Source organism: Streptomyces sp. P17, from assembly GCF_032436805.1.
Classification (GTDB): Bacteria; Actinomycetota; Actinomycetes; order Streptomycetales; family Streptomycetaceae; genus Streptomyces.
This window is the reverse complement of record NZ_JAVRBF010000038.1, coordinates 63840-84210: the sequence shown is the minus strand read 5'-3', so window position 1 is coordinate 84210 and position 20371 is coordinate 63840. Positions and strand designations below refer to the sequence as shown.

Annotated in this window: 16 protein-coding genes and 2 pseudogenes; 9 read left to right on the top strand and 9 right to left on the bottom strand. The window is 72.3% G+C overall.

Annotation, left to right across the window (positions count from 1 at the left end):
* Positions 1-13: 13 nt before the first annotated feature.
* Together RMT89_RS24405 and RMT89_RS24400 are read left to right on the top strand one after the other, a co-directional pair.
* Positions 14-1546, top strand: a pseudogene (locus RMT89_RS24405) (bifunctional 3-(3-hydroxy-phenyl)propionate/3-hydroxycinnamic acid hydroxylase); the annotation flags it as partial.
* A 47-nt stretch (positions 1547-1593) separates the two neighbouring features.
* Positions 1594-1968: an AMP-binding protein gene (locus RMT89_RS24400; protein ID WP_315885917.1), complete on the top strand. Its 375-nt coding sequence runs from the start codon at positions 1594-1596 to the stop codon at positions 1966-1968.
* 125 nt (positions 1969-2093) lie between these two features.
* On the opposite strand, the pseudogene RMT89_RS24395 reads toward RMT89_RS24400, so the two are convergent.
* Positions 2094-2402, bottom strand: a pseudogene (locus tag RMT89_RS24395) (ROK family protein); the annotation flags it as partial.
* A gap of 316 nt (positions 2403-2718) precedes the next feature.
* Between RMT89_RS24395 and RMT89_RS24390 the strand changes: the two are divergent.
* The gene (locus RMT89_RS24390; RefSeq protein WP_315885916.1) at positions 2719-3159 is read left to right on the top strand and encodes an SRPBCC family protein; all 441 of its coding nucleotides are present in this window, start codon (positions 2719-2721) and stop codon (positions 3157-3159) included.
* A gap of 24 nt (positions 3160-3183) precedes the next feature.
* Complete coding sequence (locus tag RMT89_RS24385) at positions 3184-4497, top strand: lanthionine synthetase LanC family protein (protein ID WP_315885915.1); 1314 nt, start codon at positions 3184-3186, stop codon at positions 4495-4497.
* Here RMT89_RS24385 and RMT89_RS24380 read toward each other — a convergent pair.
* The 5 genes from RMT89_RS24380 to RMT89_RS24360 form a co-directional block, all read right to left on the bottom strand.
* Entirely contained in the window at positions 4449-5603 is a 1155-nt protein-coding gene (locus RMT89_RS24380; protein ID WP_315885914.1) for an XdhC/CoxI family protein, read from the bottom strand. The two genes, RMT89_RS24385 and RMT89_RS24380, sit on opposite strands and share 49 nt — an antisense overlap.
* 40 nt (positions 5604-5643) lie before the next feature.
* Complete coding sequence (locus RMT89_RS24375) at positions 5644-7101, bottom strand: NCS2 family permease (protein WP_315885913.1); 1458 nt, start codon at positions 7099-7101, stop codon at positions 5644-5646.
* A 188-nt stretch (positions 7102-7289) separates the two neighbouring features.
* Positions 7290-9686, bottom strand: a complete 2397-nt coding sequence (locus tag RMT89_RS24370) for a molybdopterin cofactor-binding domain-containing protein (RefSeq protein WP_315885912.1) — start codon at positions 9684-9686, stop codon at positions 7290-7292.
* A gap of 2 nt (positions 9687-9688) precedes the next feature.
* Positions 9689-10243 carry a 2Fe-2S iron-sulfur cluster-binding protein gene (locus RMT89_RS24365; protein ID WP_315885911.1) on the bottom strand — a complete coding sequence of 185 codons (555 nt, stop codon included), beginning with the start codon at positions 10241-10243 and terminating at the stop codon, positions 9689-9691.
* Positions 10243-11133 carry a xanthine dehydrogenase family protein subunit M gene (locus RMT89_RS24360; protein ID WP_315885910.1) on the bottom strand — a complete coding sequence of 297 codons (891 nt, stop codon included), beginning with the start codon at positions 11131-11133 and terminating at the stop codon, positions 10243-10245. The genes RMT89_RS24365 and RMT89_RS24360 overlap by 1 nt, the downstream gene beginning before the upstream one ends.
* Positions 11134-11519: 386 nt before the next feature.
* On the opposite strand from RMT89_RS24360, the gene RMT89_RS24355 reads away from it, so the two are divergent.
* Positions 11520-13193 (top strand): PucR family transcriptional regulator ligand-binding domain-containing protein, encoded by a 1674-nt coding sequence (locus tag RMT89_RS24355; RefSeq protein WP_315885909.1) that lies wholly within the window; start codon positions 11520-11522, stop codon positions 13191-13193.
* A 142-nt stretch (positions 13194-13335) separates the two neighbouring features.
* Positions 13336-14124, top strand: a complete 789-nt coding sequence (locus RMT89_RS24350) for a hypothetical protein (protein ID WP_315885908.1) — start codon at positions 13336-13338, stop codon at positions 14122-14124.
* Positions 14125-14134: 10 nt separating this feature from the next.
* On the opposite strand, the gene RMT89_RS24345 is transcribed toward RMT89_RS24350, so the two are convergent.
* Complete coding sequence (locus RMT89_RS24345; RefSeq protein ID WP_315885907.1) at positions 14135-14926, bottom strand: GntR family transcriptional regulator; 792 nt, start codon at positions 14924-14926, stop codon at positions 14135-14137.
* A 155-nt stretch (positions 14927-15081) separates the two neighbouring features.
* On the opposite strand from RMT89_RS24345, the gene RMT89_RS24340 reads away from it, so the two are divergent.
* The gene (locus RMT89_RS24340) at positions 15082-15930 is read left to right on the top strand and encodes a (2Fe-2S)-binding protein (protein WP_315885906.1); all 849 of its coding nucleotides are present in this window, start codon (positions 15082-15084) and stop codon (positions 15928-15930) included.
* Between the two features lie 302 nt (positions 15931-16232).
* On the top strand, positions 16233-17279 hold the full coding sequence (locus tag RMT89_RS24335) for a DUF2637 domain-containing protein (protein WP_315885905.1): 1047 nt from the start codon (positions 16233-16235) through the stop codon (positions 17277-17279).
* 81 nt (positions 17280-17360) lie between these two features.
* Here RMT89_RS24335 and RMT89_RS24330 read toward each other — a convergent pair whose 3' ends face one another.
* Together RMT89_RS24330 and RMT89_RS24325 are read right to left on the bottom strand one after the other, a co-directional pair.
* Positions 17361-17843: an ATP-binding protein gene (locus RMT89_RS24330; RefSeq protein WP_315885924.1), complete on the bottom strand. Its 483-nt coding sequence runs from the start codon at positions 17841-17843 to the stop codon at positions 17361-17363.
* A 311-nt stretch (positions 17844-18154) separates the two neighbouring features.
* A complete protein-coding gene (locus tag RMT89_RS24325) occupies positions 18155-18775 on the bottom strand; it encodes a hypothetical protein (RefSeq protein ID WP_315885904.1) in 621 nt (206 codons plus the stop codon).
* 191 nt (positions 18776-18966) lie between these two features.
* Here RMT89_RS24325 and RMT89_RS24320 point away from each other — a divergent pair, with 191 nt between their 5' ends.
* Positions 18967-20343 (top strand): helix-turn-helix domain-containing protein, encoded by a 1377-nt coding sequence (locus RMT89_RS24320; RefSeq protein ID WP_315885903.1) that lies wholly within the window; start codon positions 18967-18969, stop codon positions 20341-20343.
* The last annotated feature ends 28 nt before the right edge of the window (positions 20344-20371 follow it).

Below are 20371 nucleotides of genomic sequence, written 5' to 3'. Positions count from 1 at the left end.
AAGTGAGCCGCACATGACCGTCGAGCACAACTCGGCAGACGTACCCGTGGTGATCGTCGGAGCCGGACCGGTGGGCGTGACCGCCGCCCTCCTGCTGGCCCGGCGCGGGGTGAGGGCCGTCGTCCTCGAACGCCACCACGACGTCTACCCCCTGCCGCGCGCCGTCGCCACCGACGACGAGGTGCGCCGCACCCTCCAGGCCGCCGGGGTCCAGGAGGAGTTCGCCGCGATCGCCCGCCCCGCGCGGGGACTGCGGCTGCTGGACGCCCGGCTCCGGGTGATGGCCGAGTTCCCGCGCACCGCGCAGGGAGCCCATGGCTTCCCGCAGACCAGCATGTTCGACCAGCCCGAGCTGGAGCGGGTGCTGCGTGACGCCCTGGCCCGCACTCCGCAGTGCGAGCTGCGCGGCGGGGCGGAGGTCGTCGGCGTCGAGCAGGACGGCGCCGGGGTCCGTGTGACCTACCGCGACGACACCGGCGAGCACCGGCTGCGGGCGGACGCCGTCCTCGGCTGCGACGGCGCGGGCAGCCTCGTCCGCGACGCCATCGGCGCCCGATGGGAGGATCTGCGCTTCGAGGAGCGCTGGACGGTCATCGATGTGCGCACGAGCCTCCCGGTCCGCTGCTGGGAGGGCGTCGAGCAGATCTGTGATCCGCGGCGTCCCGGCACGTTCATGCGGATCGGCGAGGACCGCTACCGCTGGGAGTTCCGGCTGAAGGACGACTCCGAGCTGGATCACGAGCGGCTGCGGGCGCTGGTCGCCCCCTGGGTGGACCTCGCGCACGGCGCCGACTTCGAGGTGCTGCGGCAGGCGCGGTACACCTTCCGGGCGCGGCTCGCCGACCGCTGGCGCCGGGGTCGCGTGTTCCTCCTCGGCGACGCGGCCCACCTCACCCCGCCGTTCATCGGGCAGGGACTGTGCGCGGGCATGCGCGACGCGTACAACCTGACCTGGAAGCTCGCCCGGGTCCTCCAACAGGGCGCGGACGACCGGCTGTTGGACACGTACGAGAGTGAACGCAAGCCGCACGCCCGCTACGTGATTCGGCTCGCGGTCGCCATGGGCTGGGCCATGACCGGCGGCCAGGACGGCGCCGCCGCCCTCCGGCGCGGGCTCCTGGGCGCGGCCGTCCGGGTCCCCGGCCTGGGTACGGCGGCCGTACGCGACCTCAGTCCGGCCCTGACCGCCGGTCCGCTCGTGCACCACCGGCGCCGCGGTCTCGGGGGCCGCTTCTGCCCGCAGCCGTGGGTGACCTCCGACGGCCACCGGGTCCGCCTCGACGACCTGCTCGGTGACTGCTTCGCCGTGCTGACGGCCGTACCGCTGTCGCCGTCCTCGCAGGCGGTCGCCGACGGCCTCGGTGCACGGACCGTCGTCGCGGCCGGCCTCGGGGACGACGGCCGGCTCGCGAGCTGGCTGCGCGCGGGGCGGGCGGACGCCGTGCTGCTGCGCCCGGACCGGGTCGTCATGGACGTGATCCCCTCCGGCCGCCACGACTTCACGGCGACCGCCGACTGGGCGGCCCTGCTGCACACCGCACGGACGCGATCGTCGCGTTCCTGGCGGCGGCGAGTCTCGGCGCCGTCTGGTCGGTGTGCGGGCAGGCCTACGCGCCCAAGGCCGCCGCCGACCGGTTCGCCCAGCTGGAGCCCACCGTCCTGGTGGCCGCCGACGGCTACCTCTTCAACGGCACCACCCGTGATCGCCGCGACGCGGCCCTCGAACTGGCGCAGGCGCTGCCGACGTTGAAGGCCACGCTGCTGGTGAACCACGTGGGCCTGCCCTGGCCCGACGCCACCTACCCCTCCCTGGTGGTCCCGTGGAAGGACGTCGCCGCCCGCCCCGAAGAACTCGCCTGCACGCCGGTCCGGTTCGACCATCCGCTGTGGGTGGTGTTCTCCTCCGGCACCACGGGCCTGCCCAAGGGCATCGTGCACGGCCACGGCGTGTCGTGCTGGAGCACCTGAAGACGCTCTGCCTGCACTCGGACCTCGGCCCTGGCGACCGCCTGCTGTGGTACACCACCACCCACTGGATGATGTGGAACCTCGTCGCCTCCACCCTGCTGACCGGCGCCACGACCTGCACATACGACGGCAGCCCGGCGCTGGCCGATCGCCTCTCCGGCCGCGGCGTACACCTCCCGCACCCCGGGGTGCCCCTGGTGGGCGAGGTCGATGGCCTCGGCGGTGCCGGCGACCTCGGCTCCGGTCGTCTCGCGGACGCGGTCGAGGATGGCGGCGTCCGCCGCGATGGCCTCCACACAACCCCGGTTGCCGCACCGGCACTTGGGGCCCGCCGGGTCGATGGCGACATGCCCGATCTCCCCGGCCACTCCGTGCGCCCCGGCCACCTCCTGGCCGTGGACCACGAGTCCGCAGCCGATGCCCGCGCCGACGGTCCCGCACACCGATCCCGCGTGGCCGCCCGCGCTGACGGCCCGGATCACCCTCGGTGTGGCCCTCGCCCGCGAGACCCCCGAGGAGGCCGCGCGACAGCTCGGGGGTCGCGCTGCAACTCGTCCAGTCTTCCGTACGGTTCACGGCCCACGAGAACGCCCTCCGGCCCGGGTGGTGGCGGTCGCGCTCATGGTGCCGTACAGGTGTGCGGGTCTGATAGGCGGCAACCGGCCGTCCCCGTCGACCGCGCGTTGGTCCATGGGTGTGAGCCGTATACGAGCACGCCGCTCACCAGGCCCGATTCCTTAGGATCGGGCGGTGGTCAACTTTCAGCTCGAACGCACGGCGCCGCTCTCCCCCGACGAGGCCTGGCGCCGCCTCACCGAGTGGCCTCGCCATGGGGAGGTGGTCCCGCTGACCCGCGTCACCGTGGTGACCCCCGGGCCGAACCGGGAGGGCACGGTCTTCGTGGCGCGTTCGGGCCTCGGTCCGCTCGCCTTCGACGACCGGATGGAGGTCACCGTGTGGCGGCCGCCGGCCGAGGACGCGCCCGGTCTGTGCCGACTGGAGAAGCGGGGCCGGGTGGTGCTGGGCTGGGCGGAGATCGAGGTGCGTACGGGTCCGGGCGGGCGGGCGCGTGTCGTGTGGCGCGAGGAGCTGCGGCTCCGGCTGCTGCCGGGGCTCTTCGACGGGCCGCTGCGGACGGCGGCTCGGTATGTCTTCGGGCGGGCGGTGAACCGCCTGCTGCGCCGGGCCTGAGCGGCGCCTGACAGACTGGGCGTCATGATCTCAAACCAGGCCGCGGGACCGGAAGTTGACGAGGTCGAGGAGCTCGCGGCGGACGCGCTGCGCTGGCTGCTCGCACAGGCGCGGGAGGTCGGGGAAGGCGGCCTCGGCTGGCCCGTACGGCCGTCCGACGAGGCGCCGGAGACGATGTTCTACAACGGCACGGCCGGGATCGTGCCGGTGCTGCTGGAGGCCTGGCGCCACTTCGGCGACGACGCCTACGCCGACACCGCCCTGCGCGCCGCCCGGAGTCTCGCCGCCGCCGTGGAGGACACGGAGGACAGCTCCCTGTATTTCGGCCTCACCGGCATGGCGCTCGCGCTGCGCGCCGTCCACGACGAGCTGGGCGACGCCGTCGCCGGTGCCGCCGCGGACCGGGCGATGGCGGTCGTGCGGTCCCGCTTCGACGGGACGCGCTGGGGCGAGCTGTTCGAGCTGATGGGCGGCAACGCCGGGATCGGCCTGGGCGCGCTGGCGCTCGGGGACACCGAGTTCGCCGTACGGGCCGTGGAGCCGTACCTCGACGCGGCGGAGCGGACCGCGGCCGGGGTCCAGTGGCCGCACCGCCCCGGTGTGCCCGGGCGGATGCACCACATCTCGCACGGCACGCTCGGCATCGTGCCCGCGCTGGCCGCGATCGGTGTCGCATCCGGTCGCGCGGACCTCACCGCGCCGGCGCTCGCGGGCGCCGCGGATGTCGTCTCCCGTGACGAGGCGGGCCCCGACGGCTTCCTGGTCCCGCACTCCGACCCCCGGCACGGCGGCGAGCCGACCGCGCGTTACAACTACGGCTGGTGTCACGGCCCGGCCGGGGACGCCCAGGTGTTCCGGCTGCTGCGGGACGCCCTCGACGACTCCGCCTGGTCGGCTCTGGCGGACCGCTGCTGGCACACCGTCACCCGCTCCGGGCTGCCCGCGCGGCTGAGCCCGGGCTTCTGGGACAACAACGGCCGCTGCTGCGGCACGGCGGGTGTGCTCGCGCTGGCCTGTGACCGGATCGCGGAGCAGGACGACTCCCCGGACTTCGCCCGGGTCCTGGTCGCGGACATCGCCGCGCACGCGACCCGGGACGCGGACGGCGCCCGCTGGTCGAACGTGGAGCACCGGGCGACCCCGAGCGGTCTTGAACCGGAGACCGGCTGGGCGATGGGCAACGCGGGCATCGCGCGTGAACTGCTGCGCTTCGTACGGCTGAGCCGGGGCGGTGCCCCGGACTACGCGTTCGCCTGGCCGGACCAGCCCGCGGTGCGGGGGGCCGCCTCTCAGGCCACCGAGCCGATCCGCCCGGCCGGTGCCGAGGCCGTGTCGTGATGGATCGGCGTGTGGGCGCCGGTCAGTGAGACCCCGCTGCCGCCACGGCGGTTCGCGACGATCTCGGCGGCGATCGACAGGGCGGTCTCCTCGGGCGTACGCGCGCCGAGGTCGAGCCCGATCGGGGACCTCAGGCGCGCCAGCTCCAGCTCGGTGACGCCGACCTCGCGCAGCCGCTCGTTGCGCTCCAGGTGGGTGCGGCGCGAGCCCATGGCGCCGACGTAGGCGACGGGCAGCCGCAGAGCGAGCCGGAGCAGGGGTACGTCGAACTTGGCGTCGTGGGTGAGCACGCACAGGACCGTGCGGGCGTCGACCTGGGTGCGCTCCAGGTAGGTGTGCGGCCACTCGACGACGATCTCGTCGGCCTCGGGGAAGCGGGTCCTCGTCGCGAAGACGGGCCGGGCGTCGCAGACCGTCACGTGGTAGCCCAGGAACTTGCCGATCCGCACCAGCGCCGACGCGAAGTCGATCGCGCCGAAGACGATCATCCGGGGCGGCGGAACGGAGGACTCGACGAGAACCGTGAGCGGTGCTCCGCAGCGAGAGCCCTGCTCTCCGATCTCCAGGGTGCCGGTGCGGCCGGCGTCCAGAAAGGCACCCGCCTCGGCGGCAACCGTGCGGTCCAGCTCGGGGTGGGCGCCAAAGCCGCCGTCGTAGGAGCCGCCCTCGGGCCGGACCACCAACGCCCGGCCCATCAGTTCCGCGGGGCCCGACACGATCCGTGCCAGCGCCGCCGCCTCCCCTCGGGCAGCGGCGGCCAGCGCGGCCGCGATGGCCGGGCGGGCCGCATCCGCGGCCCGTACCGGGGTGACGAGGATGTCGATGATGCCGCCGCAGGTGAGACCCACGGCGAAAGCGTCCTCGTCGCTGTACCCGAAGCGCTCCAGGACGGTTTCGCCGTCCTCCAGCGCCTGCCCGCACAGTTCGTAGACCGCGCCCTCCACACAGCCGCCGGAGACCGAGCCGATCGCCGTGCCCTCGGTGTCCACCGCGAGCGCGGCGCCGGGCTGGCGAGGTGCGCTGCCGCCGACCGCGACCACGGTCGCCACGGCGAAGTCACGCCCCTGCTCGACCCACCGGTGCAGTTCCTCGGCGATGTCCAGCATCTCTCGGTCTCCTTAAGGCGGTTGTGCGGAGGGCGAGCGGCTACTGCACGCCCATCCAGCTCTCGATCGGGTTGAGGGCGAAGAACACCACGAAGATCACCGTCAGGGCCCACATGAACGCCCCGATCTCGCGGACCTTGCCCTGGGCGGTCTTGATGGCGACGTACGAGATGACGCCGGCGGCGACACCCGCGGTGATGGAGTACGTGAACGGCATGATCACGACGGTCAGGAAGACCGGGATCGCGGTGGCGCGGTCGGACCAGTCCACATGCCGGGCGTTCATCATCATCATGGCGCCGATGACGACCAGGGCCGCGGCGGCGACCTCGCCGGGCACGATCGCCGTGAGCGGGGTGAAGAAGAGACAGGCCGCGAAGAACAGGCCGGTGACGACCGAGGACAGGCCCGTACGGGCTCCCTCGCCGACGCCCGTCGCCGACTCCACGAAGACGGTCTGACCGGAGGCGCCGGAGACGCCGCCGATCGCGCCGCCCGCGCCGTCGATGAACAGCGCCTTGGACAGGCCCGGCATCCGGCCCTTGTCGTCGGCGAGCTTGGCCTCGGTGCCGACGCCGATGATGGTGGCCATCGCGTCGAAGAACCCGGCGAGCACCAGCGTGAACACGATCATGCCGACCGTCATCGCGCCGACCTCGCCCCAGCCGCCGAACTCGACATCACCGAAGATCGAGAAGTCCGGCATGGACACCGCGCTGCCGTGCAGTTCGGGAGCGCCGCTCGCCCACTGCTCGGGGTCGATGACGTCGAAGGCGTTGAGGGCGACGGCGAGCACGGTGCCGCCGATGATGCCGATCAGGATGGAGCCGGGGATGCCACGGGCCTGGAGCATGAAGATGCCCAGCAGGGTCACGGCGAACAACAGCACGGGCCAGCCCGCCAGTTCGCCCGTCGGGCCCAGGGTGACCGGGGTGGCCTCGCCCTGCTGGACGAAGCCGGCCTTGTAGAAGCCGATCAGGGCGACGAACAGACCGATGCCCATGGTGATGGCGTGCTTGAGCGCGAGCGGGATCGCGTTCATGATCATCTCGCGCAGGCCGGTGACGACCAGCAGCATGATGACCACGCCGTACATCACGCACATGCCCATGGCCTGCGGCCAGGTCATCTGCGGGGCGACCTGGGAGGCGAGGACGCCGGAGACGGAGAGGCCGGCGGCGAGGGCGAGCGGCACCTTGCCGAAGAAGCCCATCAGCAGCGTGGAGAGGGCCGCCGCGAACGCGGTCGCGGTGATCAGGGCGCCCTGGGCGAGGGTGTCCCCCGCCGCGTCCTTGCCGGACAGGATCAGGGGGTTGAGGAGGAGGATGTACGCCATCGCCATGAAGGTGGTGACGCCGCCGCGCACTTCGCGCGTGACCGTGGAGCCTCGCTTGGATATGTGAAAGTACCGGTCGAGCCAGGACCGTCCGGCCGGGACGAGGGTGCCTTCACCCGCGTCGTCGGCGACGGTCTTCGGCTCCAGTGACTGCTGGGTCATGTGGGCCTACTCCCAAGGTTCACAGGGGCACCCGTATGGGCAACCGCGGGCGCGGCTACGGGATTTGGGAAGGTGCTTCGGCCGCACGACCCGGGGGACGGCCCGAGACGAACGATCTCTTGGTACTCCGGGCGGCGCGGCGAAGTGTGACGTTCCCGGCGCCGCCCGGAGAGACTGGCGGTGTTTCGCTACGCCTGACCGGTGAGGTGTTCCGGCCGTACCGGCGTCCTGTTGAGCTCCAGCCCGGTCGCGTTCCGGATCGCCGCGAGGACGGCCGGAGTCGAGGACAGGGTGGGTGCCTCGCCGATGCCGCGCAGCCCGTACGGGGCGTGGTCGTCGGCGAGTTCGAGCACGTCGACGGGGATGGTCGGCGTGTCGAGGATCGTGGGGAGGAGGTAGTCCGTGAAGGACGGGTTCCTGACCTTGGCGGTCTTGGGATCGACGACGATCTCCTCCATCACCGCGATGCCCATGCCCTGGATGGTGCCACCCTGGATCTGGCCGATGACGGAGAGCGGGTTGAGCGCCTTGCCGACGTCCTGGGCGCAGGCCAGTTCGATGACCTTGACCAGGCCGAGCTCGGTGTCGACCTCGACGACCGCGCGGTGGGCCGCGAAGCTGTACTGGACGTGTCCGTTGCCCTGTCCTGTGCGCAGGTCGAAGGCCTCGGTCGGCCGGTGCCGCCACTCCTCCTCGACCTCGACGGCCTCGCCTTCGAGGACGTCCACCAGGTCGGCCAGCACTTCGCCGCCGTCGGTGACGACCTTGCCGCCCTCCAGCAGCAGCTCGGCGGTGGCCCAAGCGGGGTGGTAGGAGCCGAACTTGCGGCGCCCGATCTCCAGCACCTTCTCGCGGACCAGCTCACAGGCGTTCTTGACGGCGCCGCCGGTGACGTACGTCTGACGCGACGCGGAGGTCGAACCGGCGCTGCCCACCTGGGTGTCGGCGGGGTGGATGGTCACCTGGGTGACACCGAGCTCGGTGCGGGCGATCTGGGCGTGGACGGTGACTCCGCCCTGGCCGACCTCCGCCATCGCGGTGTGCACGGTCGCGACGGGCTCGCCGCCCACGACCTCCATGCGCACCTTGGCGGTGGAGTAGTCGTCGAAGCCCTCGGAGAAGCCGACGTTCTTGATGCCGACCGCGTAGCCGACACCGCGCACGACGCCTTCACCGTGCGTGGTGTTGGACAGACCGCCGGGCAGCTGCCGTACGTCCACGCCCTCGGAGCTCTCCCACTCGCGCTCCGGCGGCAGCGGCATCGCCTTGACGCGGCGCAGGAGTTCGGCGACCGGGGCCGGCGAGTCGACGGGCTGCCCGGTCGGCATGATGGTGCCCTGCTCCATGGCGTTGAGCTGCCGGAACTCCACCGGGTCCATACCGAGTTCCGCCGCCAGCTTGTCCATCTGCGCCTCGTAGGCGAAGCACGCCTGGACCGCGCCGAAGCCGCGCATCGCGCCGCAGGGCGGGTTGTTGGTGTAGAGGGCGATGGCCTCGATGTCGACGTCGTCGACGACGTACGGCCCCACGCTCAGCGAGGAGGCGTTGCCGACGACCGCCGGGGAGGCCGACGCGTAGGCGCCGCCGTCCAGGACGATCCGGCACTTGAGGTGGGTGAGCTTGCCGTCCTTGGTGGCGCCGTGCTCGTAGTAGAGCTTGGCAGGGTGGCGGTGGACGTGCCCGAAGAAGGACTCGAAGCGGTTGTAGACGATCTTGACGGGCTTGCCGGTGCGCATGGCCAGCAGACAGGCGTGGATCTGCATCGACAGGTCCTCGCGGCCGCCGAACGCGCCGCCGACGCCGGCGAGCGTCATCCGGACCTTGCGCTCGGGCAGGCCGAGGACAGGGGCGATCTGCTTGAGGTCGGAGTGCAGCCACTGGGTGGCGATGTAGAGGTGGACGCCGCCGTCCTCCTCCGGCACGGCGAGGCCGGACTCCGGGCCGAGGAACGCCTGGTCCTGCATGCCGAAGGTGTACTCGCCCTTGACGATGACGTCGGCCTTCTTGGCGGCCTCTTCGGCGTTGCCGCGGATGATCGGCTGGCGGTGCACGATGTTGGGGTGCGGGACGTGGCCGATGTGGTGGTCGTCGCGGTTCTCGTGCACCAGGATCGCGTCGGGCGCGGTCGCGGAGGCCTCGTCGGTGATGACCGGCAGCTCGCGGTACTCGACGTGGATCTTCGCGGCGGCGCGGCGGGCGGTCTCCGGGTGGTCGGCGGCGACGATCGCCACCGGCTCACCGTGGTGACGTACCTTGCCGTGCGCGAGCACCGGGGTGTCCTGGATCTCCAGGCCGTAGTTCTTCACCGCGGTCGGCAGGTCGTCGTAGGTCATGACGGCGTAGACGCCCGGCATGGCGAGGGCCTGGCTCGTGTCGATGGACACGATCTCGGCGTGGGCGACCGTCGATCTGAGGATCTGGCCCCAGAGCATGTCCTCGTGCCACATGTCGGACGAGTACGCGAACTCGCCGGTGACCTTGAGGGTGCCGTCCGGGCGGAGCGTGGACTCACCGATGCCGCCCTTGGTCGGGGAACCCTGGGTGACCTTGGTGGGAGCACCAAGGGGAGCGCCGTTGGTGGGCATCGTCAGACCGCCTCTCCCTGCCTGGCGGCCGCCAGGCGGACCGCGTCCATGATCTTCTCGTAGCCGGTGCAGCGGCACAGGTTGCCCGAGAGCGCCTCGCGGATGTCCGCGTCGCTCGGGTTGGGGTTGCGCTCCAGCATCTCGTCGGCGGCGACCAGCAGACCCGGGGTGCAGAAGCCGCACTGGACGGCGCCGGCGTCGATGAACGCCTGCTGCACGGGGGAGAGTTCGGTGCCCTCGCCGGTCTGCGAGTCCTGGCCCTCGGCGGTGCCGCAGGCCCCGGTCGCGCAACCGCCCTCGGCGCGCTGCTTGGCGAAGTCGGCGAGCCCCTCGACGGTCACGACCTCACGGCCCTCGACCTGACCGGCGGCGACCAGACAGGAACACACCGGGACGCCGTCCAGGCGGACCGTGCAGGAGCCGCACTCGCCCTGCTCACAGGCGTTCTTGGAACCGGGCAGACCGAGCCGCTCGCGCAGCACGTACAGCAGGGACTCGCCCTCCCACACGTCGTCGGCTTCCTGCGGACGTCCGTTGACAGTGAAGTTGACACGCATCAGGCGACTCCCTCCGTGTGGGCGGCGGTGCCGCGGTAGGACTCCCAGGTCCAGGTCAGCGTGCGGCGGGCCATGATGCCGACCGCGTGGCGGCGGTAGCTCGCCGTGCCCCGGACGTCGTCGATCGGGTTGCAGGCGGCGGCGCACAGGTCCGCGAACTGCTTGGCGACCGACGGGGTGATGATCTTTCCGTTGTCCCAGAAGCCGCCCTCTTCCAGCGCGGCGTTCAGGAACTCCTCGGCGGCCTTGGCCCGCACGGGCGTGGGCGCGGCCGAGCCGATGCCGGTTCGCACGGTCCGCGTCCCGGGGTGCAGCGCGAGCCCGAAGGCGCACACGGCGATGACCATGGCGTTGCGCGTGCCCACCTTCGAGTACTGCTGGGGCCCGTCCGCCTTGTCGATGTGCACCGCGCGGATCAGCTCGTCGGGCGCCAGCGCGTTGCGCTTCACTCCGGTGTAGAACTCGTCGATCGGGATACGGCGGCTGCCGCGCACCGACTCGACCTCGACCTCGGCGCCCGCCGCGAGGAGCGCGGGGTGGGCGTCGCCGGCCGGGGAGGCGGTGCCGAGGTTGCCGCCGACGCCGCCGCGGTTGCGGATCTGCGGGGAGGCGACCGTGTGCGAGGCGAGGGCGAGACCCGGCAGCTCGGCGCGGAGGTTCTCCATGATCCTGGTGTACGGCACGGAGGCGCCGAGCCGCACGCTCTCCTCGCCGACCTCCCACTCGTAGAGGTCGCCGATGCGGTTGAGGTCGAGGAGGTACTCGGGCCGGCGGTGGTCGAAGTTGATCTCGACCATCACATCGGTGCCACCCGCAATCGGCACAGCGGTGGGGTGCTCGGCCTTCGCGGCGAGCGCCTCCTCCCAGCTGGCGGGGCGAAGGAAGTCCATGACCGGCTCTCTTCTTCGTCTCAGTGCTCTTGGAAGTCGTACAGATTGAGCCAATCCGTGTGCGGCGGGCCCGGCTCGTTCACGTGCTGTTAACGCGGAGTGGTGTCAGTACACCGCCCCCTGCTCCACCGGGGTCAGTCACGGAAACCATGAAGGAGTTGGCTGGCCAGGCTGGTCATCTTGTAGATTCGTATGAACGGAGGTCATCAGTAACCTCCTGGTTCTCCTGTGGAAACGTGCGACGTACACCACGTGACCTGGGACACAGCCGAAACGCGACCCGCGGGGCGGCGAGCATCGCTCACCGGCCCGCCGGACTGGCCCGAGACCACCCCGTCCACCTGGATCCATCGTAGATTTCGAGACAAAGAACGGCGGCGACGAGAATGCGGCTGCGCGCACTGCTCGACACGGACGCGCTGGGCCTCAAGCTGCTCGGCGGCGAAGAGGAGCTCGACCGCACCGTCCGTGGCGTGATGACCACGGATCTGCGGGACCCCAGCCGCTACCTCTCAGGCGGCGAGCTGGTGCTCACGGGCCTCGCCTGGCGCCGGGACGCCGACGACTCGGAGCCGTTCGTACGGATCCTCGCGCAGGCCGGGGTGGCCGCCCTCGCGGCCGGGGAGGCCGAGCTCGGCGACGTCCCCGAGGACCTGGTGACGGCCTGCGCCCGGAACCGGCTGCCGCTGTTCGCCGTCCACGAGTCGGTGGCCTTCGCGACGATCACCGAGCATGTCGTACGGCAGGTTTCCGGCGAACGCGCGGGGGACCTCGCGGCGGTCGTGGACCGGCACCGCCGCATGATGACCTCGGGCCCGGCGGGCGGCGGCCCGGACGTCGTCCTCGACCTGCTGGGCTCGGACCTGGACCTGCGCGCCTGGGTGCTCTCCCCCACCGGACGGCTGATCGCCGGTTCGAAGGCGAGCGGTCCGGCCCTGCCCGCCGACATGTGCGCCAAGCTCGCCGCCGAGCACCTCGCCGCGGCCCGCACCGGCCGGCGCGGCCCGCACCGGTTCACGCTCGACGCGACGCCGTACTCCCTGTTCCCGATCCGCAGCACCGGCCGTTCCCCGCAGGCCTCGCGCGATGTGCGCGAGACGGTGCTGTCGGACTGGCTGCTGGCCGTGGAGGCGGACGCCGGAGACTGGCCCGAGGAGCGGCTGGACCTGCTGCAGGGCGTCACCCAGCTGATCGCCGTCGAGCGGGACCGCCGGGACGCGGCCCGCACGGTGCGTCGCCGGCTGGCGCAGGAGGTCCTGGAGCTGGTCCAGACGGGCGCCGCGCCCGCCGAGATCGCCGCCCGTCTGAGGGTGGCCGCCCCGGTGCTGCTGCCCGGTCTGGGCGCGGCCCCGCACTGGCAGGTCGTGGTGGCCCGCGTCGAGTGGGAGGGCGGTGAGGTGGAGGGCGGTCCGGTGGCCCAGTCGCTGCTGGAGGAGATCCTGGTCGACCCGCTGGCCATGGGCCCCGAGCCCTCGGACCGTATCGCGGTGGCGCACACGGGCGACGAGGCGATCGCGCTGGTCCCGCTGCCCGCCGTCGCCACCGAGCACGACGGCTCGGAGGAGGGCATCCTCGCCGACCACCTCCTGGAGTCGGTACGGGACCCGCTCTCGGCAGGGCTCGACGACGACGGCCGGGTCACCCTCGGCGTCAGCGCGGCGGTGCACTCGGCGGAGGGGCTGCGCGGGGCGCTGGAGGAGGCACGGCATGCCCGCAGGGTGGCGGCGGCGCGCCCCGGGCGGGTGTGCGCTGCGGGCCACCAGGAGCTGGCCTCGCACGTCCTGCTGCTGCCGTTCGTCCCCGACGACGTCCGCCGGGCCTTCACCGCGCGTCTGCTGGACCCGCTGCGGGACTACGACCGCCGTCACCGCGCCGAGCTGATCCCGACGCTGGAGGCGTTCCTGGACTGCGACGGCTCCTGGACACGCTGCGCCACCCGGCTGCACCTCCACGTCAACACCCTGCGCTACCGGGTGGGCAGAATCGAGCAGTTGACGAGCCGCGACCTGTCCCGGCTTGAGGACAAGCTCGATTTCTTCCTGGCGTTGCGGATGAGCTGAGGTCACGCGGGGCATGCCCCAACGAGGGCCGCTGTCCCACGACTTTGTGAAATCCTTCACCTACCCCCTTGGCCTGTGCGGCCCGCAGATGCTGAAATGCGGCCACCACTCAAAGCTCAAAGGCGTGCTCGGGGAGGGCAACGTGGCGCATACCGCCATGTCTGGTAACGGAACGACCGCCGGTGACGATCCACTCCAGACCGCGGTATGGCGGCTGCGCTCACGGGCATGCTGGGCCGACGCGGCGGCCCTGCTGCGGCCCGAGACCCCGGCGGCCTCCCTCCAACGGGCGTCGCTGCTGGTGGAACGGTGTCTGTACACCGAGCAGGGCTGGGCGGACGCGGAGGACGCGCTGCGTACGGCGGAGGCCGTGGCGCACAGCGACGAGGAGCGGGGGGCGGCCGCTTGTGAACGCGGGCAACTTGCCTATGCGGCCACGCTGCACACGGTCCGGGACCGGGCCGACGAGGCGCGGGCGGCACTGGGGCGGGCGGCGGCGCTGATCCCTCCGGGGGCGCCCGGACGGGCGCTTCTGGACTATCGCCGGGGTCTGCTGGCGGAGAACCTGGCGCACTCCCCGCAGGCGGCGCGGGCGGCCTACCGCCGGGCGCACGCGGCGGCGACGGCCCATGCGGATCCGCTGCTGCTGTCCTTCACCTGGCGCCATCTGGCGGGACTGGCCCTGCGCGACGGCGAGTTGGCGGAGGCCCGGCACGGCTTCTCCGAATCCCTGCGGATCAGGGAGGAGTTGGGCTACTTGGTCGGCACGGCTCCCGCGCTGGCGTCCCTGGCGGACACGGAGCCGGAACCGGAGGCTTCGCGCCTGCGGGAGGAAGCCCGGCGCCTGTTCCGCCTGCTGGGCGGCGTACCGACCTGGCTGGCCCGTCAGTTGGCGCAGGGGCCGCCGGCGACGGGGGCGGCGACGGCCTGACCTCAGGGGCTTACGAGGCCCCCGCGAAGTGCTCCCCCACCAAGGCCCGCACCACGTCCAGGTCCCGGGCGATCAACGCGTCCAGCAGCGCCGCGTGTTCGGCCGCGTCCGCGATCAGGTCCGCGCGGCCGCGGCCGGGCGCGGCGCCGATGAGCGGCCACTGGGAGCGGCGGTGCAAGTCCTCGGCGATGTGGACGAGTTGTTCGTTGCCCGCGAGGGACAGGACCGCCGAGTGGAAGGCCCGGTCCGCCTCGGCGTACGTCGCCCGGCAGCCGCTGGAGGCCGCCCGGACCGTCGCCTCCGCCAACGGGCGCAGATCGGCCCAGCGTTCCACCGGGACCGTCCTCGCCAGGCGCAGCATCACCGGGACCTCGATCAGGGCCCTTACCTCGGCCAGCTCCGCCAGCTCGCGGGCGCCTCGCCGTACCACCCGGAAGCCCCGGTTCGGTACGACCTCCACGGCGCCTTCGAGGGCGAGCTGCTGCATCGCCTCACGGACCGGGGTCGCGGAGACACCGAAACGCTCGCCCAGCGCGGGGGCCGAGTACACCTCGCCCGGCGCCAACTCCCCCGTCACCAGCGCCGTACGCAGCGCGTCCAGGATCTGCCCCCGTACCGAGGAACGCTGAACGGCCGCCCGAGGCCGCGGAATCGGCGGCTCGCTGTGGGTGTGTTCGCCACGGACCCGGCCCACCTCCGCGGCGCCCGGCTGGGCGGGCACCCTCGCCTCGCCCCGGACCTGCGGCGCTCCCGGCATCTGGGCGGCCCGCGCCTCGGCGGAGCCCTGCGCACCCTGGTTCACGGGCTCCTCCTGCGGACGTGTCGGTCTTGGGGTCATTACGGCGGGTTGTTACTCGTCCGTCAAGCACCATAAGCGCACAGGCCGTCAGTTCAAATCCACAGGATCTTGGGTAAGGTAAGGCTTACCTGAAAACCGCACTGAATCGGGAGTCCCGGATGCCTGTGCCCCGTTCGGCCACCACGGACGCGTACATACGGCTCACCGAGGTCTTCCCGTCACTCGCGGTGACCGAACTCGGCCCCACGGACCCCGCCCCCACCGGCCCCGGCTGGGTCTCGGCCGCCGAGCTCGCCGCCGGGGGCACCGCCCTCGACACCTTCCTGACCTGGGACGACGAGCAGGTCCAGCGCGACTACGACCAGCGAGCCCGCCCGGACGTCACCGCGAGCTTCGGACTGCACCGCTACGCCTGGCCAGCCTGCCTTCTGATCACCGTCCCCTGGTTCCTGCACCGCCGCGTCCCCCGCCTTCCCGTGACGCATGTCTCCTACGACCGCACCGCGCCCGGCCTCGCCCTCGGCCGGATGGCGGTCCGCCCGACCACCGGCTTCGCCTGTCTGCCCGGCGATCCGGCGGCCGCCCTCCCCGACGCCCGCGTCCTCCCGGACGAGGAGGCCCTGCGCGCCGAGGTCCGGGACGCCGTCGCCGAGCACCTCGAACCCGTCCTCGCCGGCTTCGGCCCCCGCATGCGCCGTCGCGGCCGCGCCCTGTGGGGCATGGCGACCGACGAGATCGTGGAGAGCCTGTGGTACATCGCCGGCCTCCTCGGCGAGGAGGAGCGCGCGATGCGCGAGCTGGAGCTGCTGCTGCCGGGCTCGACCAAGCCGTACGCCGGTTCCGCCGCCTTCCGCGTCCTGACAGGTCCGAACGGCGAACCGATGCCCACCCGGGACCGGGTGAGCTGCTGCATGTTCTACACACTCCGGCCCGAGGACACCTGCGCCACCTGCCCGCGCACCTGCGACAGGGACCGCGTCACCAAGCTGGTGGCAGCGGCGAGTTGAGCCGCGCGCGGGCACGAGCGCCTCGCGCGCTCCCATAAGATCAACTCCCCCGGACCCCCCGCAGGGTTACAGGCGTTTCACAACTTCCTCACCCGTCGCAGGAACTTTCCGTGGAACCACCCGTACGGGTAGTCTTATTCGAACTCAACTCCCGCCTCTCAAGCGGCAGTTCGAGAAGAACGCCGCCCTGGGCATCCCCTTGCACCTCCTTGGCGGCCTCTTGCCCCGAAACCCCCTGAGGGCCGGTGGGATTGGGCCACTATGGCGGGCGTTACGCCCTATCCCAATGCAAGGGACCCCAGATGAGACTGACCGACATATCGCTGAACTGGCTGCTTCCGGGCACCGTACTGCTCCTGGGCACGCTGGTGGCGGTGGCGGTGCTCGCGCGCGGAAAGCGCCCCTCGGGGAAGGACACGAGTGCCGACGACTCGTGGGAGCGCAGCGAAGGGCGCCGCAGGCGCAAGGAGGCCATATACGGCACGGTCTCCTATGTGCTCCTGTTCTGCTGTGCCGCGGTGGCCGCGGCGCTCTCCTTCCACGGCCTGGTCGGATTCGGCGAGCAGAACCTCGGCCTCGAAGGCGGCTGGCAGTACCTGGTCCCGTTCGGCCTGGACGGGGCGGCGATGTTCTGCTCCGTGCTCGCGGTGCGCGAGGCGAGCCACGGTGACGCGGCCTTCGGCTCCCGGATACTCGTATGGACGTTCGCGTTGGCCGCGGCCTGGTTCAACTGGGTGCACGCCCCCAGGGGCGTGGGCCACGAAGGCGCCCCGCACTTCTTCGCCGGCATGTCCCTGTCCGCGGCGGTGCTCTTCGACCGGGCGCTGAAGCAGACCCGCCGGGCCGCCCTGCGCGAACAGGGTCTGGTGCCCAGGCCCCTGCCGCAGATCCGCATCGTCCGCTGGCTGCGGGCGCCCCGGGAGACGTACCGGGCCTGGTCGCTGATGCTCCTGGAGAATGTGCGCAGCCTGGACGAGGCGGTCGAGGAAGTGCGCGAGGACAAGCTGAAGAAGGACGAGCAGCGACTGCGGCGGCGCGACCAGCAGCGCTTGGAGCGCGCTCAGCTGAAGGCCATCAGCCGTGGCCACCGCGGGCTCGTCGGCCGTGGCGGCGGACGGCAGGTGGAGGTCGAGGTGCAGGCCGTGGAGCGCGGCTCCGACCGGGTCACCGCGGAGCCTGCCATATCGTCGCCGGAGCAGCTGCCCGTTCGCGCGCGGCCCTCCCTTCAGCCCGTGCGCAGTGGTTCTGACCCGGTGGTCGACCTCACCGCGGAGGACGACACCATGGCACTGCCGCGCCTGGACTCCCTGGAGCGCAAGCTCAAGGATCTGGAGCAGCAGTTCGGCTGAAAACCGCTCTCCTCGGATGAACCACGGGAGGGGGTACGGCGTCAGGTCGTACCCCCTCCCGTCGTCATGCGGGCCGCCGGCTCATGCCGCCTCGGCGTCCAGTTCGAACCACACCGCCTTGCCCACGCCGTGCGGCCGTACGCCCCAGGCGTCCGCCAGGGACTCCACCAGCACCAGGCCCCTGCCATGCGTACCGTCGTCGGCGTTCGGTACGCACACGCTGGGCCTGCGGGCCACGAAGTCCCGTACCTCCACCCGTAGTCCACTCGGTCCCACCGTGGCGGTGAGGACCGCGTCATGGTCGGTGTGGACCAGGGCGTTGGTGACGAGTTCGCTGGTCAGCAGCTCCGCTATCTCGGATCGTCCGGGTCTGCCCCAGTGCCGTAGGAGCTCCCTCAGCTCCCTGCGTGCCTCGGGCACCGCCCTGAGGTCGGCGCGCCCGAGTCTGCGCCTGAGCCGGGACGTGGGCGCCCGCTCCGCGACGCCGTCCGCCGTGTCCTCCACCATGTCCGCCGAGAAGGCCCCGATCGCGATGGGACCGCCCCCTCGTGCCTGCCTCTTCATGACCCCCGCCCGCGTGCCGATGTCGTTCCCCTCCATCTCGAACACGTTCACGGGAACCATGCCCCGTCGGGCACGTGACAGTCATGTCGAATCGTCAACGACCAGGCGTTCGGCCACGAAAGGGTCACACCGGGGTGAACGGCGGGGCGCCGACGCGCGGAAGCGGAGCTTTCGGGGCGTCGCCGGCTGAGGACGCATCGGCCGAACTGTCCACCCCCGGCTGCCGATCCGGCCGTATGCGACCGGCGCGGTGCCGCCCTCCCGACCCCCGTGGCGAGAGGGCGGCCCCGGATCCCCCGGCGACGCCTCGGTCAGTACAGCTTGTTGACGGCCTTGGTGGTGGTCTTCTTGAAGGCGGAGACCGGGGCGTCCGAGAAGTCACCCAGCTGCGACCAGTCCACGACCGTGACGGTCCGGCCGTCCCGGCCGACGGAGAGCAGCCGGATGTCGGTGGCGCCCCAGGAGGTCTCGGTGTGCAGTCCGTGGACGCGGGCGCCCTCCTCGACGGGCAGCGAGCCGTAGGACTTGTACCTGGCCTCGACCTCCGGGTCCGCGGCCTCGATACGCCCGGCGCAGGACTTGAACGCCTTGTTGAGGCTGCTCGCCAGCGCCTTGGCCTTGGCGGCGGTGCCGGTGACGATCGTCAACTGCCGGGCGCCGGCGTCCAGGTCGGTGCGGAAGGGGCGGTACCGGGAGTCGTAGGCGAGCAGCGCCTCGTCCAGACAGAACCGCATCTCCTCCGGGACTCCGTCGGTGACCTTGCCGGCGGTCCAGGTGGAGGAGAGGTACGGCGGGAGTTCGGAGGCGGCCAGGAAGCGGGGCGCGCTCGCCGCCTTCGGTGCGGCGCCGGCCGGTACCGTGAGGGCCGCGCCGACGGTGAGGCCGGCGACGGCGAGTACGGTGACCGCGCCTGCTCGGGTGCGCTTGGGCATGGGTGTCCCCCGTGGATCGAGTGTGGGTGTGGGTCGTCGACACCGCGCCGCCGGCTGGTCGGTCCGGCGGCCGTCGGTGCGACACCAAGAGCATCAGCGGTCACAGGCGCCGGACGCAACAAGGGACGCCGCTTCCACCGCGGTGGAACCATCCCATCCCGGCTGACGTGCAGGTATATGGGGTGCCTGGGATGCCGTCCCGGGCGGGAGAACACGGGGGAAGGGTGTCGGGACAGGACGAGGTCGAGGAGTTCGCCGCACTGCTACGGCAGTTCAAGGAGCGGACCGATCGCAGTTATGGCTCGCTGGCCCGCCGGCTGGGCATGAACACCTCCACGCTGCACCGCTACTGCGCCGGTGACGCGGTCCCCCAGGACTTCGCCCCGGTGGAGCGCTTCGCCGCGCTGTGCGGGGCGTCGGCGGAAGAGCGGATGGAACTGCACCGGCGCTGGCTGCCGGCGGTGGCGGCGCGCCGGCGGCCCCGGGGGGTGGTGGCGGAATCCGCGGAACCGTCGCAACCGTCGCAATCCGAGGAAACCGCCGAGCCCTCGGAACCCGCCGAGCCCTCGGAACCCACCGAACCGGAGGAGACAGCTCCTGCGGAGGACGCCACACCGGACGCCGCTGCGCAGCGCCTGCCGGGCCCCGGCCCTTGGTACCGCCGCCGGAGGATCACCGTCGCCGCGGCCGTGGCCTCCGTGCTGCTCGCGACCCTGGGCACCCTCACCGCCCTCGACACCGACCGGGGTGAGCGCGGCGGCGACAAGGCACGCCCGGAGGCCGGGCCCCGTACCTCCGCGCCCGGCGCGACGAAGAGCCCCTCCCCCACGTCACCGTCCCCTTCGCCCACCGGGCCGTCGCCCTCGGAGAGCGGCTCGGCGAAGCCCTCGTCACCCGACGCCGACCCCAGCACCGGCGCGCCGTCCGGAAAGGGCGAGCCCACGGGCCAAGCGCCGCTCACCTGGAGCGCCGACTCCCACGTGTGGGCGCAGGGCTGCGGGCACGACTACGTCATCGACCGGCCCCCGGCGCAGGTGGCGCCGCCTCCGCCGCCGCAGGACGCGAGGACCTGGGCCGGGGCACAGGGCGCGGTGCACGGGCGGGAGACGATGGTGCGGATCTCGGTGCAGGGGCGGACGTCCACGGCCGTGGTCCTGGAGGCCCTGCGGGTCCGGGTGGTCGGCCGGGCGGCGCCCGCCGAGGGCCGCTCCTACGCCATGGACCAGGGCTGCGGGGGCGCGGTGACCCCGCGCTCCTTCGATGTCGACCTGGACAAGGACCGGCCGATCGCCCGCCCGGTCGACGGCAACGACTCGGGCACCACGATCCCGGCGATGCGTCTGCCCTACCGGGTCTCCGCCGAGGACCCGGAGGTCCTGCTCGTCACGGCCCGCACCGAGAGCTGCGACTGCCGCTGGTACCTCGAACTCGACTGGTCCTCCCAGGGCCGCACCGGCACGGTCCGCATCGACGACCAGGGCCGCCCGCTGCGCACGACGGGCATCAAGGGCCTGCCCCGGTATGGGTACGACACGTCCGCGCGCGAGTGGGGGCCGTACGTCTCCTAGGGGGTGTTTTGAAAGTCCTGTGCGGTGC

Coding starts and splice junctions, on each gene's coding strand:
- RMT89_RS24385 (WP_315885915.1), top strand. CDS start 3,184: ATGATCTCAAACCAGGCCGCGGGACCGGAAGTTGACGAGGTCGAGGAG.
- RMT89_RS24380 (WP_315885914.1), bottom strand. CDS start 5,603: ATGCTGGACATCGCCGAGGAACTGCACCGGTGGGTCGAGCAGGGGCGT.
- RMT89_RS24375 (WP_315885913.1), bottom strand. CDS start 7,101: ATGACCCAGCAGTCACTGGAGCCGAAGACCGTCGCCGACGACGCGGGT.
- RMT89_RS24370 (WP_315885912.1), bottom strand. CDS start 9,686: ATGCCCACCAACGGCGCTCCCCTTGGTGCTCCCACCAAGGTCACCCAG.
- RMT89_RS24365 (WP_315885911.1), bottom strand. CDS start 10,243: ATGCGTGTCAACTTCACTGTCAACGGACGTCCGCAGGAAGCCGACGAC.
- RMT89_RS24360 (WP_315885910.1), bottom strand. CDS start 11,133: ATGGACTTCCTTCGCCCCGCCAGCTGGGAGGAGGCGCTCGCCGCGAAG.
- RMT89_RS24355 (WP_315885909.1), top strand. CDS start 11,520: ATGCGGCTGCGCGCACTGCTCGACACGGACGCGCTGGGCCTCAAGCTG.
- RMT89_RS24340 (WP_315885906.1), top strand. CDS start 15,082: ATGCCTGTGCCCCGTTCGGCCACCACGGACGCGTACATACGGCTCACC.
- RMT89_RS24335 (WP_315885905.1), top strand. CDS start 16,233: ATGAGACTGACCGACATATCGCTGAACTGGCTGCTTCCGGGCACCGTA.
- RMT89_RS24330 (WP_315885924.1), bottom strand. CDS start 17,843: ATGAAGAGGCAGGCACGAGGGGGCGGTCCCATCGCGATCGGGGCCTTC.
- RMT89_RS24325 (WP_315885904.1), bottom strand. CDS start 18,775: ATGCCCAAGCGCACCCGAGCAGGCGCGGTCACCGTACTCGCCGTCGCC.
- RMT89_RS24320 (WP_315885903.1), top strand. CDS start 18,967: ATGCCGTCCCGGGCGGGAGAACACGGGGGAAGGGTGTCGGGACAGGAC.